General features: G+C 63.1%; 14 protein-coding genes and 1 pseudogene. 11 read left to right on the forward strand and 4 right to left on the reverse strand.

The features are described from left to right. The first annotated feature begins 6 nt into the window (after nt 1-6). The gene (locus AC6JA3_RS05720) at nt 7-1,110 is read left to right on the forward strand and encodes a polyprenyl synthetase family protein (protein ID WP_026546394.1); all 1,104 of its coding nucleotides are present in this window, start codon (nt 7-9) and stop codon (nt 1,108-1,110) included. Nucleotides 1,111-1,235: 125 nt separating this feature from the next. On the opposite strand, the gene AC6JA3_RS05725 is transcribed toward AC6JA3_RS05720, so the two are convergent. The 4 genes and pseudogenes from AC6JA3_RS05725 to AC6JA3_RS05740 all read right to left on the reverse strand — a co-directional run bounded on the left by AC6JA3_RS05725 (nt 1,236) and on the right by AC6JA3_RS05740 (nt 3,601). Continuing rightward, nucleotides 1,236-1,796 carry an endonuclease domain-containing protein gene (locus AC6JA3_RS05725; RefSeq protein ID WP_497920623.1) on the reverse strand — a complete coding sequence of 187 codons (561 nt, stop codon included), beginning with the start codon at nt 1,794-1,796 and terminating at the stop codon, nt 1,236-1,238. 180 nt (nt 1,797-1,976) lie between these two features. Next, nucleotides 1,977-2,105 (reverse strand): annotated as a pseudogene (locus AC6JA3_RS05730) (type IV toxin-antitoxin system AbiEi family antitoxin domain-containing protein); the annotation flags it as partial. A 385-nt stretch (nt 2,106-2,490) separates the two neighbouring features. Further along, a complete protein-coding gene (locus tag AC6JA3_RS05735) occupies nt 2,491-2,916 on the reverse strand; it encodes a hypothetical protein (RefSeq protein ID WP_026546392.1) in 426 nt (141 codons plus the stop codon). A gap of 13 nt (nt 2,917-2,929) precedes the next feature. Continuing rightward, nucleotides 2,930-3,601, reverse strand: coding sequence for a trimeric intracellular cation channel family protein (locus AC6JA3_RS05740; protein WP_026546391.1), 672 nt, complete (start codon nt 3,599-3,601; stop codon nt 2,930-2,932). Here AC6JA3_RS05740 and AC6JA3_RS05745 point away from each other — a divergent pair, their 5' ends adjacent. The 10 genes from AC6JA3_RS05745 (at nt 3,602) to AC6JA3_RS05790 (ending at nt 14,352) form a co-directional block, all read left to right on the forward strand. Beyond that, nucleotides 3,602-4,369 carry a sirohydrochlorin chelatase gene (locus tag AC6JA3_RS05745; RefSeq protein ID WP_051420690.1) on the forward strand — a complete coding sequence of 256 codons (768 nt, stop codon included), beginning with the start codon at nt 3,602-3,604 and terminating at the stop codon, nt 4,367-4,369. Between the two features lie 153 nt (nt 4,370-4,522). Next, nucleotides 4,523-6,265, forward strand: coding sequence for a nitrite/sulfite reductase (locus AC6JA3_RS05750; protein ID WP_026539672.1), 1,743 nt, complete (start codon nt 4,523-4,525; stop codon nt 6,263-6,265). Then, nucleotides 6,262-7,092, forward strand: coding sequence for a phosphoadenylyl-sulfate reductase (locus AC6JA3_RS05755; RefSeq protein WP_245232792.1), 831 nt, complete (start codon nt 6,262-6,264; stop codon nt 7,090-7,092). Before AC6JA3_RS05750 ends, AC6JA3_RS05755 begins: the two co-directional genes overlap by 4 nt. After that, complete coding sequence (gene cysD, locus AC6JA3_RS05760) at nt 7,089-8,096, forward strand: sulfate adenylyltransferase subunit CysD (protein WP_497919988.1); 1,008 nt, start codon at nt 7,089-7,091, stop codon at nt 8,094-8,096. The genes AC6JA3_RS05755 and cysD overlap by 4 nt, the downstream gene beginning before the upstream one ends. After that, nucleotides 8,097-9,515 carry a sulfate adenylyltransferase subunit 1 gene (locus AC6JA3_RS05765; protein WP_026546387.1) on the forward strand — a complete coding sequence of 473 codons (1,419 nt, stop codon included), beginning with the start codon at nt 8,097-8,099 and terminating at the stop codon, nt 9,513-9,515. A gap of 99 nt (nt 9,516-9,614) precedes the next feature. After that, complete coding sequence (gene mmuM, locus AC6JA3_RS05770; RefSeq protein ID WP_026546386.1) at nt 9,615-10,568, forward strand: homocysteine S-methyltransferase; 954 nt, start codon at nt 9,615-9,617, stop codon at nt 10,566-10,568. A gap of 155 nt (nt 10,569-10,723) precedes the next feature. Beyond that, nucleotides 10,724-11,875: an ABC transporter substrate-binding protein gene (locus AC6JA3_RS05775; protein ID WP_026546385.1), complete on the forward strand. Its 1,152-nt coding sequence runs from the start codon at nt 10,724-10,726 to the stop codon at nt 11,873-11,875. Nucleotides 11,876-11,974: 99 nt separating this feature from the next. After that, nucleotides 11,975-12,706, forward strand: coding sequence for an ABC transporter ATP-binding protein (locus AC6JA3_RS05780; RefSeq protein WP_026546384.1), 732 nt, complete (start codon nt 11,975-11,977; stop codon nt 12,704-12,706). Continuing rightward, nucleotides 12,696-13,640: an ABC transporter permease gene (locus tag AC6JA3_RS05785; RefSeq protein ID WP_026546383.1), complete on the forward strand. Its 945-nt coding sequence runs from the start codon at nt 12,696-12,698 to the stop codon at nt 13,638-13,640. The genes AC6JA3_RS05780 and AC6JA3_RS05785 overlap by 11 nt, the downstream gene beginning before the upstream one ends. A gap of 175 nt (nt 13,641-13,815) precedes the next feature. Beyond that, nucleotides 13,816-14,352: a hypothetical protein gene (locus tag AC6JA3_RS05790; RefSeq protein ID WP_026546382.1), complete on the forward strand. Its 537-nt coding sequence runs from the start codon at nt 13,816-13,818 to the stop codon at nt 14,350-14,352. Nucleotides 14,353-14,397: the final 45 nt, after the last annotated feature.

The following is a 14,397-nucleotide window of genomic DNA, read 5'->3' on the forward strand; positions in this document are numbered from 1 at the left end:
TAACCCGTGACGAACTCTGCCGAACACAGCTGGACGCATGCCGGGCACGGTCTGCGGGACGCTGTGGAGCCTGCTCCCAACACCACCGCGATCGCAACGGGACTCCAGCTGCCCGCCGGTTTCGCCGCAATTGCCGGCGATGCCGAACTCGGGCCTGCCATCACCACCAACCTCGCACGGGTGGAGAAGAAGCTTCGCGAAGCCATCTCCAACTCGGACCCCCTGGCTGATGCGACGTCGCGTCACCTGGTGGAAGCCGGGGGCAAGCGCATCCGTCCGCTGCTCACCCTGCTGTGTGCCCACCTTGGCGATGCCTCACGCCCCGAGGTTGTCCAGGCGGCAGTAGTTGTTGAACTCACGCACCTCGCAACGCTCTACCACGACGACGTGATGGACTCCGCACCCTTCCGCCGCGGTGCTCCCACGGCCCACGAAGTCTGGGGCAACTCGGTGGCCATCCTCACCGGCGACCTCATCTTCGCCCGTGCTTCCATCCTTGTTTCCGAGCTCGGCTCCCGTGCCTTGGGCATCCAAGCCCGCACCTTTGAGCGTTTGTGCCTCGGCCAGCTCCACGAAACGGTGGGCCCGCGCGAAGACGAAGATCCCGTGGAGCACTACCTCTCCGTTATTGCGGACAAGACCGGTTCCCTGGTGGCAGCGTCCGGGCAACTCGGTGCGATCTTCGCCGGTGCCGATGAAGCCTATGAGGACCTGCTGGTTGAGTACGGCGAGAAAGTGGGTGTGGCCTTCCAGCTCGCCGACGACGTCATTGATGTCACCGGGGTAAAGGTCAAGTCCGGAAAGTCCCCGGGCACCGACCTCCGAGAAGGTGTGCCCACCCTGCCTGTGCTGCTGCTCCGCCGTGACGCAGCTGCGGGGGATGCCTCGGCCATTGCGTTGCTTGAATTGATCGACGGCGACCTGTCCTCCGATGAAGCCCTGGCTGAGGCCGTTGCCGGCCTGCGTGAGCACCCCGTCACCAACGAGTCCTGGAAAATCGCGCGCCAGTGGTCCGCCGAGGCCGTCGCTGCCCTGGCTCCGCTGCCCGAAGGCGTAGTAAAGGCCTCGTTGACCAACTTCGCACATGCCGTGGTGGACCGCAGCAGCTAGTTTTCCTTCAAGGCGTGGCTTCCTGACCTTGTTTAGGCTCTCGGCGGCCGCTATGCACCCTCTTTGGGTTGCATAGCGGCCGTCCTCGTTCCAAAGAAGGTCAAGTCGTCACGGCAAAGCCCGGATCACGACGCCGGCACCCACTTTGGCGTCCAACGCGAGGGTCCGAAGTGGCCGGCTTCCCTGATGGTCAGGACTTCAAGCACCTCAGCCACCATCCTTTCTGGATGGTGAACGACGTCGGAGTAGTAGTAGCGAAGGACAAGGAAGCCGCCTCGCATGCTTGCATTGTTCCGGTACTGGTCCTTCTTCACTTGCCAGCCTTCCAAGTGGGTGCCGCCGTCGAGCTCGATCACCAAGGAACCGTTGATAAGGCAGTCGACTTCACCGACTCCGGGCAGCTGAACGTGCATCTTCACCGTGAGTCCTGCCGCGGTGAAGTGGGTGTGCGCCAAGACTTCCAGCAATGAATCTGCCCTGGGAAGGACCAGCCCCAAGATCGCCCGGGCCCGCCCATTCCGAGGTCCGGTCAGCTTCGACCTCAGGTAATCCGGGCTCAGCAGCGCCTGACTCACAGTGCTATGGACCATGACCAGGGACTCAAGCTTCGGCCTGCAACGGAGTGCGTGCATCAGAACGTCGGCAACGCCGGCAACTGGTAGGTAGGAATGCGGGGGATGGGTCATACAGGCGTGGTCAACAATGCCGGGCTTGGGGAGGCCGTTGCCGCAGCTCAGGTGTAGGGTCTCAGGTTTTCGAAGTATCCAAAGGCCATGGAACCTTGCCGCCGAGACGCAGGTAAGGCGGCCATTCGCGCGAAAGGCGGCGACGACGTCGGAGTCCGCTCCTTGAGTGACGTAGACGCCTCGCTGCAATTTTGTGATCGACCCTGAGTTCAACGCTGAGGCCAGAGTCCTCTCAGAGAAGCCGGCACGCTTCAAGTCTGCAGTCCTGGCTACACCGTGTCGGGAGCGAAGGAATTGAGGGAGGTCCATCAAGCCATGGTTACTGCGAAGACGACTCCCCAGCACCTGCTTTTCAGCCTATGTGGACAACTGCACTGGACCGTAAAAGGAACGCGCCATCCTTGAATATTCATTGACCCCAAGAGTTGCGCTTGTGACAGGATTGTCATAAGCTATTCACGGATCCACTAAATGCCTCCGGTGGGTCTGATGCGAACGGAGATTGTGGTCCCGGTTCGGTGCAGCGTATGACTCGTAACGTTGCAACGAACCGGGGCCATTCCGTTTTAACCTCAAAACTCCGTGGCGTCCTGACCTTCTTTGAACACAGAACAGCCCCTATGCAACCAATTGCGGGTGCATAGGGGCTGAAAGTACTTCAAACAGGGTCAGGAACCCATGTGGGCACTGAAAGTTAGTCTTCGTCGTCGTTGAACGCCCACTCGAACATGTCGAACACGAATTCAGAGAAGGTGCCCTCTTCACTCTTCCACTGGCCGCGGGCGTTGTTGCGGCGCCACACGATGGGGTCCGGGATGCCGAGGTCGGCTGTGCGGAAGCCCCAGGTGAACTGCTCTTCCTCGTCCTCAAGGAACATGAGGAAACCTTCGTCATCCACCTCGAGCTCTTCGGGATCCCAGAAGTAGTGGTAGGCCTCCATGAGGTCCTCGCAGCCACCGATCGCGAGGTAGAACTCGCGCAGGACCAGCGGGATGGTGAAGGAGTGATCGGCGAGGGCGTCATCTAGTTCGTCCGGTGTGAGGCCGTCTTCTTCCTGCCATTCATCCTCGAGATACTTTGGGACCAGCGCGCGGAACTTCTCGAGGAACATGTCAGTCATGCTCTTATCCTAGCTAATCCCGGGCACCCGAAATTGCGCCCGGCCCGGCGCCGGGACGGTGCCATCCGCGGACGGCCAGTGGTACGTGCCAGCTGCGTCGCCAGGCTGTGACACGGAAGGCGAAAACAACGCCGGCAACTACGCACGCCGTGAGCCCGGTAAAGGTCCCCAAATTCCACAGCAACGTGGTGAGCCCGGCCCCAACAAACGCGGGGAGCGCATAGAGATCGCGGGCATTAAACAGCGTAGGGATTTCGTTCGCCGTGATGTCGCGCAGGAGCCCTCCGCCCACAGCAGTGGTGACTCCCAGGAGGATCGCTGCCACAGGATTCATCCCGGCAGTCAGTGCCTTGAGCGTTCCAGTGATGCAAAACAAAGCCAGTCCGCCGGCGTCGAACAAGGTCAGCAGCGACGTGAAGCGCTGGACCGAGGAGAACAAGAAGTAGACCAGCATCGCAGCCAGCAGCGGGGGAGCGAGGTAGGCCGGATTGGTGAAGGCAATGGGCGGCCCGGCGTTGATGATGATGTCGCGGATCACGCCGCCGCCCAGGGCCACGATGGAGCCGAGGAGCACGGAGCCCACAATGTCGAATTGTTTACGGGCGGCCAGCAAGGATCCTGAGACCGCGAAGAAGAACACGCCAACCAGGTCGAGCCAGAGAAGGACGATGTCGATGGAAATCAAGTGGACGGGTTCTTTCTGGATACGACTCTCAATGGATGCTGGCTCAACGTTACGCTAGCTCCCATGAACAGCCCCGTTTTGATCGCTTGCGCCCACGGAACCCGGAATGCCGAAGGGCAAGCTGCCATCCGGCAGGTCATGGCCGACATCGAAGCCCTCCGCCCCGGGTTGCAGGTGGTAGAGGCATACGTTGACGTGCAGGAACCAGAGCTGGGCGGCGTGGTGGAGGGACTGCCCGAGGGGACTCCCGCCGTCGTCGTACCGCTTTTGCTCTCCACCGGCTTCCACATCAAGGTGGACGTGCCCAAAGCCATCAAGGCCCGGCCCGAGGTCGTGGCTGCCAGGCCGCTTGGACCCGATGCGCGGCTGGCTGAGTTGTTGGCCACCCACCTGCGCGCGGCCGGGCTGCAGGAGAACGACGGCGTGCTGCTGGCTGCCGCTGGATCCTCCCTACCGGACGGCTCGGTTGATTCGGAGGAGCAGGGGCGGCTGCTCGGAGACCTGCTGCCCAACAAGGTGCGGGTGGCCTATGGCGCCAGTGCCCAGCCCACAGTGCCCGACGGCGTCGCCTCCTTGCGCGAAGAACTCGCCGCCGACGGTGGGACAGGCAGGGTCTTCATTGCCTCGTACCTGTTGGCTACCGGCTATTTCCACGACCAGTTGGCGAAGGCCGGCGCGGACGTTGTTGCGGCGCCGCTGTTGCCGTCGAGGGTGCTCGCTGAGATCGCGCTGGAACGGTATGACGCAGTGTTGGAAAGGCTCTCCTAACCTTTATCCGCGCGGAAAAGTGGCTGTAAAGGCCTGCACAAACCAGGCCCTCCGGACAAGGCCGCGGGCGTGTTCGTGACGAAATGTTTCCCTAGGTGACTTAGCATTTCCGGACCTTTGCTGGCGAAATCTGGCCAGACCTACAGTCGATGTATGACAGATACAGCTGTAGCCGGTGCGTCCTCGGACACCGCAGTTCCCTCGCGTCCGGCGCGCACCCGCCCTGCCGCCAAGCCCCACGGCCAGTGGAAGGTTGACGGCACCGCTCCACTGAATGCCAACGAAACCTGGAAGCAGGAAGACAACGGACTGAACGTCCGTGAGCGCATTGAGTCTGTCTACTCCAAAGAGGGCTTCGATTCGATCGACGGGACGGACCTTCACGGCCGCTTCCGTTGGTGGGGTCTCTACACCCAGCGCAAGCCCGGGATCGACGGCGGCAAGACTGCAACGCTCGAACCGCACGAGCTCGAAGACAAATACTTCATGCTGCGCGTGCGCATCGACGGCGGCGCGCTGACCACCGAGCAGCTGCGCGTCATCGGCCAGATTTCCGTGGACTTCGCCCGCGGCTCGGCCGACCTCACGGACCGCCAGAACATCCAGCTGCACTGGATCCGCGTCGAAGACGTGCCGGAGATCTGGCGCCGCCTGGAGTCCATCGGCCTGTCCACCACTGAAGCGTGCGGCGACGTTCCCCGCGTCATCCTCGGCTCCCCGGTTGCCGGCATTGCCAAGGATGAAATCATCGACCCCACGCCGCTGATCCACGAGCTCGCCGAGCGGTTCATCGGTGACCCCGAGCTGGCCAACCTGCCGCGCAAATACAAGACCGCCATTACGGGCCACCCGTCCCAGGACGTGGTGCACGAGATCAACGACTTCGCTTTGGTTGGCGTCGTCCACCCCGAACTTGGCGCCGGCTACGACCTCTGGGTTGGCGGCGGCCTCTCCACCAACCCGCGCCTGGCCGAACGCCTCGGTGTGTTCGTTTCGGCGGATGTAGCCGCTGAAGTATGGCTCGGTGTGACCAGCATCTTCCGCGATTACGGCTACCGCCGCATGCGCACCAAGGCCCGCCTGAAGTTCCTCATGAACGACTGGGGACCGGCCAAATTCCGCCAGATCCTTGAGGACGAATACCTCGGCTTCAAGCTTCCGGACGGTCCCGCCGCTCCCAAGCCCACGGCTCCCGGTGACCACATCGGCGTTCACGAGCAGAAGGACGGCAAGTTCTTCATCGGCGTCACCCCGACTGTGGGCCGCACCTCCGGCGAGGCACTTGTTACGCTGGCGGACACCTTGGAGAAGCACGGTTCATACCGCCTGCGCACTACTCCTCACCAGAAGCTGGTCATCCTGGACGTTGCCAAGGAGCAGGTTGAGCCGCTGATCGCCGAACTGGACACCTTGGGCCTCTCGGCACGTCCGTCCGTGTTCCGCCGCGGCACCATCGCTTGCACGGGCATCGAGTTCTGCAAGCTGGCCATCGTCGAAACCAAGGTCACCGCGGCAACGGCCATCGCTGAGCTGGAGCGTCGCCTGGCCGACCTCGTGGAAACCAAGCAGCTGCCCTCGGCACTGTCCCTCCACATCAACGGCTGCCCGAACTCCTGCGCACGCATCCAGACGGCCGATATCGGCCTGAAGGGCATGATGCTGCCAACGCCCGACGGCGACCCCACCCCGGGTTTCCAAGTCCACCTCGGTGGCGGGCTGGCCAACAACGAGCGCGAGGAAGCCGGTCTGGGACGTACCGTCCGCGGCCTCAAGGTCACGGTTGAAGACCTGCCCGATTACGTGGAGCGCGTGGTCCGTAAATTCGTCGCCGTGGGCGCCGAAGGCCAGACCTTCGCAGAGTGGGCACACTCGGCAGATGAAGGAGATCTCCAATGAGCACAAATCAGCGAGTGGCAGGCGATGCCGCCCAGGGAGTGGCATCGGGCCTGTCGGAGCCGCGCGCTGGGCTGATCGGAGATCAGCCGCGCGGCGAAGGGGCGGGGGCGGCATCGCCTGCCGCTGCCCTGCGCTCCCATGAGGAGCTCAAGGCCTTGGCCGAGGCCGGTGCGGCAGAGCTCGGCTGGAACGCCCCTGCCCCCGAAATCATCGCCTGGGTGGCACGCAACTTCGAGCTGCCCACGGTGACGGTGGCCTGCTCCATGGCCGACGCCGTCCTGCCGGCTTTGGTGGCGGACCAGCTTCCCGGCGTCGACGTCTTGTTCCTGGAAACCGGCTACCACTTCAAGGAAACGTACGAGACGCGCGACGAAGTCGCAGCAAACCTCCGCGTCAACGTGGTGGACGTCCTTCCGGAAAACACCGTGGAACAGCAGGACCGCCTCCTGGGCAAGGACCTGTTCGCCCGCGACCCCGCCCAGTGCTGTGCATTGCGCAAGGTTCAGCCGCTGCGCCGCTCCCTGGCCGGCTACGAGGTGTGGTTCACCGGCGTCCGTCGCGACGAGGGACCCACCCGCACCAACACTCCGGTGGTCACCTGGGATGAAGGCTTCGGCCTGGTCAAGGTGAACCCGATGGTCGACTGGACCTTCGATCAGCTGATCGAGTACTCCGAGGACAACATCCTTCCCGTCAACCCCCTCCTGAGCCAGGGCTACCCGTCCATCGGCTGCCAGCCCTGCACCCGCAAAGTGGCCCCGGGTGAAGACCCCCGCGCCGGCCGCTGGGCAGGATCCGACAAGACAGAATGCGGACTACACACATGAGCACCCAAACAACCAGCGAGGACCTCGAGTTGAACCAGTTGCAGAGCGAGGCTGAGGGGTCCGCCGCGGCGTGGCGGGCATCGCGAAGCGGGCACGGCGGACCCTCAGCCGAGCGACTCTCCAGCTTGGACACCCTCGAGTCCGAGGCCATCCATATCATCCGTGAAGTTGTTGCCGAGTTTGAGAAGCCTGCGCTGCTGTTCTCCGGCGGCAAGGACTCCGTGGTCATGCTGCACCTGGCCACCAAGGCGTTTTGGCCGGGCAAGGTTCCGTTCCCCGTCCTGCACGTGGACACGGGGCACAACTTCCCTGAGGTCATCGACTTCCGCGACCGTACGGTGGAGCGACTGGGTTTGAAGCTGGTTGTCGGCTCGGTCCAGGAGTTCATTGACAGCGGCGAGTTGGCCGAGCGTGCCGATGGCACCCGCAATCCGCTGCAGACTGTTCCGTTGCTTGATGCGATCCAGAAGAACAAGTTCGACGCCGTTTTCGGCGGCGGCCGCCGTGACGAGGACAAGGCCCGTGCCAAGGAGCGCATCCTGAGCCTCCGCGACGAATTCGGCCAGTGGGACCCGCGCAACCAGCGCCCCGAGCTGTGGAACCTGTACAACGGCCGCCACACGGTGGGCCAGCACGTCCGCGCGTTCCCCATCAGCAACTGGACCGAGCTGGACATCTGGCGTTACATCGAGCGCGAGAACATCGAGCTCCCGGGCCTCTACTACGCCCACGAGCGCGAAGTGTTCGCCCGCGACGGCATGTGGCGCGCGGTGGGCGAGGTATCCCAGCCGCTGCCCCACGAGGATGTCATCACCAAACTGGTGCGCTACCGCACGGTGGGCGACATGTCCTGCACAGGTGCTGTGGAATCCGATGCCCGCACCGTGGCCGACGTCGTTGTTGAAGTCGCTGCCTCCACCCTGACCGAACGTGGCGCCACCCGAGCAGATGACCGCATCTCCGAGGCAGCCATGGAAGACCGCAAGAAGGACGGCTACTTCTAAATGAGCACCGAAACTTTGGCTGCCGGGCTGGAAACAGCCCTGCCCACAACACTGTTCCGTTTCGCCACCGCCGGATCGGTCGACGACGGCAAGTCCACATTGGTGGGCCGCCTCCTTCACGATTCCAAGGCGATTCTTGCTGACACGCTCGACGCCGTTGCCCGCACCTCTGCGGACCGCGGCTTTGGCGGCGAAAAGGGCGGGATCGACCTCGCCCTCCTGACCGACGGCCTGCGTGCCGAGCGTGAGCAAGGCATCACCATCGATGTGGCCTACCGCTACTTCGCTACCGACCGCCGCAGCTTTATTCTGGCCGACTGCCCCGGCCACGTTCAGTACACCAAGAACACGGTGACGGGCGCGTCCACTGCGGATGCCGTCGTCGTACTTATTGACGCCCGTAAGGGTGTGTTGGAGCAGACCCGTCGCCACCTGTCCGTTCTGCAGCTGCTGCGCGTTGCCCACGTGATTGTGGCTGTGAACAAGATCGACCTGGTGGACTTCAGCGAGCAGGTCTTCCGCGACATCGAAGCGGACGTGCAGAAGGTTGCCCGCGAGCTTGGCTTGGGACGTGAAGATTCAAATGCTGGCGGGGTTACAGACCTTTTCGTGGTTCCTGTCTCCGCCCTCGACGGCGACAACGTGGTGGACCGCTCCGAGCGCACCCCTTGGTACACCGGTCCAGCGCTGTTGGAGGTCCTCGAAACCCTCCCGGCTGCTGACGAGCTTGAGGCCGACCTGGAGAGCTTCCGCTTCCCGGTCCAGCTGGTGATCCGTCCGCAGGGTGCCTTGGCTCCGGATGCTGTTGCTGCCGGGCTCAATGTGGAGGCGTACCGCGATTACCGTGCCTACGCCGGCCAGATCACCGAAGGGTCGGTCAAGGTTGGCGACGAAGTCAGTGTCATCAGCCCGGGCCACGAACCGCGCACCACTACGGTGATCGGCATCGACTTCGCCGGCCAGTCGTTGGACGAGGCCGCAGCTCCGCAGTCGGTGGCTGTCCGCCTGGCTGACGAGATCGACATCGCCCGTGGCGACACCATCGCCGCTGCCGGGACGGTCCGCGAAAGCACCGCAGACCTGTATGCGTCGCTGGCTTGGCTCTCGCCGAAGCCGCTGCGCGAAGGCCAGAAGGTCCTGGTGAAGCACGGCACGCGCACGGTCCAGGCACTGGTCCGCAACGTCACCGGCAAGCTGGATCTGGCCACCTTCAACGTGGAGCCGGCATCCAACCTCGAGCTCAACGACATCGGACACGCACAGCTCCGCCTGTCTGCTCCGTTGCCGCTGGAGAACTACCTGCACCACCGCCGCACCGGCGCTTTCCTGGTGATCGACCCCATCGACGGCAACACCCTTGCCGCTGGTTTGGTCAAGGACCACCCGGGCGACCACGAAGACGAACGTTACGTCATCTAGGGTCACACGTAGTCACAAAACCGCAGCTTGTTCGCGACTCCTCACGTTGTACGGCGGGAATTTCGGACAAGCTGCGGTTTTCTTTTTGGGGAAGGACCCATGCCACAGAACACCACGCTCAGCACTCTCCTCAACACCGGCAAGGACTTGGTCCTGGACGGTGCGTTAGCCACGGAATTGGAGGCCCACGGCTGCGATCTGGAAGACGCTTTGTGGTCTGCCAAGGTCCTGCTGGAACAGCCGCACCTGATCAAGCAGGTCCACCGCGACTACTTCGACGCCGGCGCCTCCGTAGCCATCACGGCCAGCTACCAGGCCACTCCGCAGGGCTTTGCGCGGCGCGGGTTGTCCGTGGAGGAGTCGTTGGAATTGGTGGCGTTGAGCGTCCGGCTGGCCGACGAAGCCCGCCAGGAAGCCTTGGCGGAGGGCTCTGCGAGCGGCCCTTTGCTGGTGGCCGGATCCGTTGGACCCTACGGCGCTTACCTCGCCGATGGCTCCGAATACCGCGGGGACTACACGCTTTCCGCCACGGAATTCCGGGACTTCCACCGCCCGCGTATTGCGGCGCTGGTGGAGGCCGGGGCCGATTTCCTGGCGTGCGAGACCCTGCCGTCGTACGCCGAAGCGGAGGCGCTGTTGGCGCTCGTGGCAGAGTTCGACGTCGAATCCTGGTTCACGTTTACGCTGCGGGACAGCGGCCACATCAGTGACGGAACGCCCCTTGCGGACGTCGCTGCGCTGCTGCGCGCGGAACCGCGGGTGGCCGCCGTCGGGGTTAATTGTGTGCCGCTGGAACTGGTGACTGACGCGCTGGGCGCTCTGCAACAAGCCTCCGATAAGCCGTTGGTGGCCTACCCGAATTCCGGAGAGACCTACGACGCTGTGACCAAAACATGGAGTCCGTCGGAGGGCGTTCAGGGCACCGGAACCTTGGCCGGCAACGCAGCTGCTTGGCAGGACCGGGGCGCCCATCTCATAGGTGGCTGCTGCCGCACAACTCCGCGCGACATTGAAGCCCTCGCGGCGAATATGACGCCACGTGAACCTGCGTGAACCTTGATTTCTACGGGATTGAAGCCGAAATATGACAGTCCCTACTGTGAAGGCATGACCTCTCCGGAATGGTCCTTGCTTGCCCTTGACGGGCGATGTCACGGGGCCTGATCTTCGCCCCGCTCGCATCCCACATCTTCTAAGGACCCACCCTCATGTCGAACACTCCCGAGTCACAGAAACCTGATTCCGGTACCACCCGCATCGTCGCTGGTGAGACCGCCCCCAAGCCCAAGCGCCGCCGCACTGTAGAGATCGCCCTGGCCGTCGGCTTGGTGTTGCTGATCGGTGCAGGCGCCGCGGTTGCTTCCGCTGTTTCTCAGAACAACCAGGCCGCGCCGGCTCCCACCACGTCCCCGGCCGCTGAGCTGAAGCTCGGCTACTTCAGCAACGTCACCCACGGCCCGGCGCTGGTAGGCACCAGCAAGGGCCTGATCGCCAAGGAACTCGGCGATACCAAGCTCAGCACCCAGGTCTTCAACGCCGGCCCCGCCGCGATCGAAGCCCTGAACGCCGGCGCCATAGACGCCACGTACATCGGCCCGAACCCGGCCATCAACTCCTTCGTCAAGAGCAACGGCGAGTCCATCAGCATCATCGCCGGCGCAGCGTCCGGCGGTGCGCAGTTGGTGGTCAAGCCGGAGATCAACTCGGCGGCCGACCTCAAAGGCAAGATCCTCAGCTCCCCGCAGCTCGGCGGAACCCAGGACGTCGCGCTCCGGGCCTGGCTTGATGGCCAGGGCTTCAAGACCAGCACCGATGGCAGCGGTGATGTGAACATTAACCCGACCGAAAACGCCCAGTCGCTGAAGCTCTTCCAGGACGGAAAGCTCGACGGCGCGTGGTTGCCGGAGCCTTGGGCCTCCCGACTGGTGCTCGAAGCCGGGGCTAAGGTCCTTGTGGATGAGAAGGACCTGTGGGAAAACGGTGACTTCACCACCACCATCCTGATCGTAAACAAGAAGTTCGCCGCCGAACACCCGGAAACCGTGAAGGCCCTGCTGAAGGGGCACGTGGCGTCGGTGAACTGGCTCAACTCGGCCTCTGCTGAGGAGAAAGCCACCACCATCAACGCGGTCCTCAAGGACACGGCAGGTAAGCCGCTTCCGGCCAACGTGATTGAGCGTGCGCTGCAGAACATCAAGTTCACCACCGACCCGCTGGCCGGAACGTACAACAAGTTGCTGGAGGACGGTGTCAAAGCCGGGACCACCCAGCAGGCCGACATCAACGGCATCTTCGATCTCCGCACCTTGAACGAGGTTGAAGGCAAGAAAACCTCCGCTGCGGGTCTTGGCCAGGACTAAGCAGTAACGGGCTGGTCCGCTTCCCCTTGCTATTTATGCGGGGGAGTGGGCCGGCCTTTGGCCGCATCAGCTTTACCAATCAACATGAAGGACGGGACCATGCCAGTCGTACTCGAGAACCTGGGCAAGCGCTTCGGCGACGGCGCCCCGGTGCTGGACGACGTCAACGCAACCATCGCTCAAGGCGAGTTCGTCGCCCTCCTCGGTGCGTCCGGCTGCGGTAAGTCCACCCTGCTGAACATCATGGCGGGACTGGAACCGCCGACGTCGGGCGCTCTTGAAGTACCCAGCGACGGCGCTGCCTTCATGTTCCAGGACGCGGCCCTGTTCCCGTGGCTGACCGCGCGCGGCAACATTGAGTTGGCGTTGCAGTTGGCTGACAAGTCCAGCACGAAGGCGAGCCGGCGCGAACGCGCCACCGAACTGTTGGAACTGGTCCACCTTGGTGGCGCTGGCGACAAACGCCCGCACGAACTGTCCGGCGGCATGAGGCAGCGCGTTGCGTTGGCCCGTTCCTTGGCCCAGGACCGGCAGTTGTTGCTCATGGATGAGCCGTTTGCTGCCCTCGATGCGATCACCAGGGATCTTCTGCATGACGAGCTTGAGCGGATCTGGAAGGAAACGGGCCGGACCATCGTGTTCGTCACCCACAACGTGCGCGAAGCTGTTCGACTGGGTCAGCGCGTGCTGCTGTTGTCTTCGCGTCCTGGCCGTGTGGTGGCCGAGTGGGACGTCACCGAGGAACACCGTACCGATGCCGGCCGTGCCGGGGAGCTGACCGGAACCATCACCCGCCGTCTTCGCGAGGAGATCCGCCGCCATGCCAAGTAACCCCATCACCACCGAAGAGCGGACCCTTCCCGTGACTGAATCCAAAGAGCACATCACCTCGCCATCGCTGAAGGGCAATGCCTCGGAACTCCGGGACCTTGAAGCCGGCCTGGACAATTTGCAGTCAGACACAAGCCGTAAGCGCGGGATTGAATGGAATCGGGTGCTGCTGCCCGTGGCTGCCCTGGTGGTCCTGATCCTTGCTTGGCAATTTTACGTTTCGTTGGGGTTCAAGCGGCGGGACCTGGTACCGGGGCCGCTTGACGTGCTCACCCAGTTCGTGACGATGTGGGGCGAAGGCAAAGTCCAGGAAGCAGTGTGGACTTCGCTGCAGCGTGGTGTGATCGGCTTCCTGATCTCCGTAGTCATCGCCACCCCGGTGGGTCTGATCCTGGCTCAGGTGGCTCCTTTGCGCCGTGCGTTCGGGCCGCTCATTTCCGGCTTGCAGGTCCTCCCGTCCGTGGCGTGGGTTCCTGCCGCCATTATCTGGTTTGGCCTGACCGATGCCACCGTGTACTTCGTGGTCTTCATGGGTGCCATCCCGTCCATCATCAACGGGCTCATCTCCGGCGTGGACCAGATCCCGCCGCAGTACCGCAGTGTGGGCACCGTGCTTGGCGCAAACCGGCTCCAGATGGCGCTGCAGATTGTCCTGCCCGCAGCGCTTCCGGGCTACATCGGTGGTTTGAAGCAGGGCTGGGCTTTCTCTTGGCGCTCCCTCATGGCCGCCGAAATCATCGCGGTAGGTGGCACCATCGGCTTCGGGCTGGGCTCGCTGCTGGATCAGGGTCGACTGCTCTCCGATATGACCATTGTGATGTCCGCGATCCTGCTCATCCTGTTTGTGGGCATCCTGATCGAGCTCCTGGTGTTCGGGCCGATCGAGAAGCGACTGCTGCAGCGCCGGGGTTTGCTGGCGGGCAGCAGCCGCTAACCATTGGAGTTTTTGTACACGTAATGCCCTTAAGAGTGCTTCTTAGGGGCATTACGTGCAAAAACTCGCCCTTCCCGGCCGGATCTGGTTTCGACCCGGACCACATGCTACGTTGCCACCAGCCTTTGCACGTGGGGGAGGCGATTCCCGGGAGACGTGTGAAGGGTGGCCGGCCATGACCATGCAGCAAAGAATCACGGTGATTGCGGTAGTTGCATTGCTTGCCGTGACGTCGTGTGCAGCGCCGGCCCCACAGCCCGACGCGGAAGCGAAGGCCGCTGTTCAGGCCCTTATCGAGCGGGCGATCGACCGTAGGAATCATCAAGTTGTCCCCGGTTTCTCCTCCACTCAGGAGGAGATCAGTCAGGATTTCGTGCCGGACGCAGTTGAGCGTATTGAGCTGGAGTACGGACAGCTCCACCAACGCAGGGACGCGATTGCTCCCCATGGCGTCCTTTTGACGGACAGCGGCTCGGAGATCACCATCAAGAAATTCACCATCACCGATGCCGGCGCCAACATAGAGATTTCGGAGCAGACACAGCTGGAACACGGTCCGGTGAACGGCGTGCAAGGCCCCAGCGAAGGCTACATCTACGACCAAAAAGTTGAACTGGCAAAATCCGGGGAAGGCTGGAAGATCGTCAGCATCTCCCCTCTCAGGCCGGGCAAGCCTTACCCGACGACAATTGTTGATCCAGACACGCTTTAGGCGCTCGGCGCTTCGCGTCGGCCGCTGCATAACAGTCGACTTCCG

It is taken from the genome of Arthrobacter sp. TmtSoilC79 (genome assembly GCF_059739405.1).

Bases quoted from the DNA above. Each gene is read 5' to 3' on its own strand.
- AC6JA3_RS05725 (WP_497920623.1), bottom strand. From the start codon at position 1,796: ATGACCCATCCCCCGCATTCCTACCTACCAGTTGCCGGCGTTGCCGAC.
- AC6JA3_RS05735 (WP_026546392.1), bottom strand. From the start codon at position 2,916: ATGACTGACATGTTCCTCGAGAAGTTCCGCGCGCTGGTCCCAAAGTAT.
- AC6JA3_RS05750 (WP_026539672.1), top strand. From the start codon at position 4,523: ATGACAGATACAGCTGTAGCCGGTGCGTCCTCGGACACCGCAGTTCCC.
- AC6JA3_RS05755 (WP_245232792.1), top strand. From the start codon at position 6,262: ATGAGCACAAATCAGCGAGTGGCAGGCGATGCCGCCCAGGGAGTGGCA.
- cysD (WP_497919988.1), top strand. From the start codon at position 7,089: ATGAGCACCCAAACAACCAGCGAGGACCTCGAGTTGAACCAGTTGCAG.
- AC6JA3_RS05765 (WP_026546387.1), top strand. From the start codon at position 8,097: ATGAGCACCGAAACTTTGGCTGCCGGGCTGGAAACAGCCCTGCCCACA.
- mmuM (WP_026546386.1), top strand. From the start codon at position 9,615: ATGCCACAGAACACCACGCTCAGCACTCTCCTCAACACCGGCAAGGAC.
- AC6JA3_RS05775 (WP_026546385.1), top strand. From the start codon at position 10,724: ATGTCGAACACTCCCGAGTCACAGAAACCTGATTCCGGTACCACCCGC.
- AC6JA3_RS05780 (WP_026546384.1), top strand. From the start codon at position 11,975: ATGCCAGTCGTACTCGAGAACCTGGGCAAGCGCTTCGGCGACGGCGCC.
- AC6JA3_RS05785 (WP_026546383.1), top strand. From the start codon at position 12,696: ATGCCAAGTAACCCCATCACCACCGAAGAGCGGACCCTTCCCGTGACT.
- AC6JA3_RS05790 (WP_026546382.1), top strand. From the start codon at position 13,816: ATGACCATGCAGCAAAGAATCACGGTGATTGCGGTAGTTGCATTGCTT.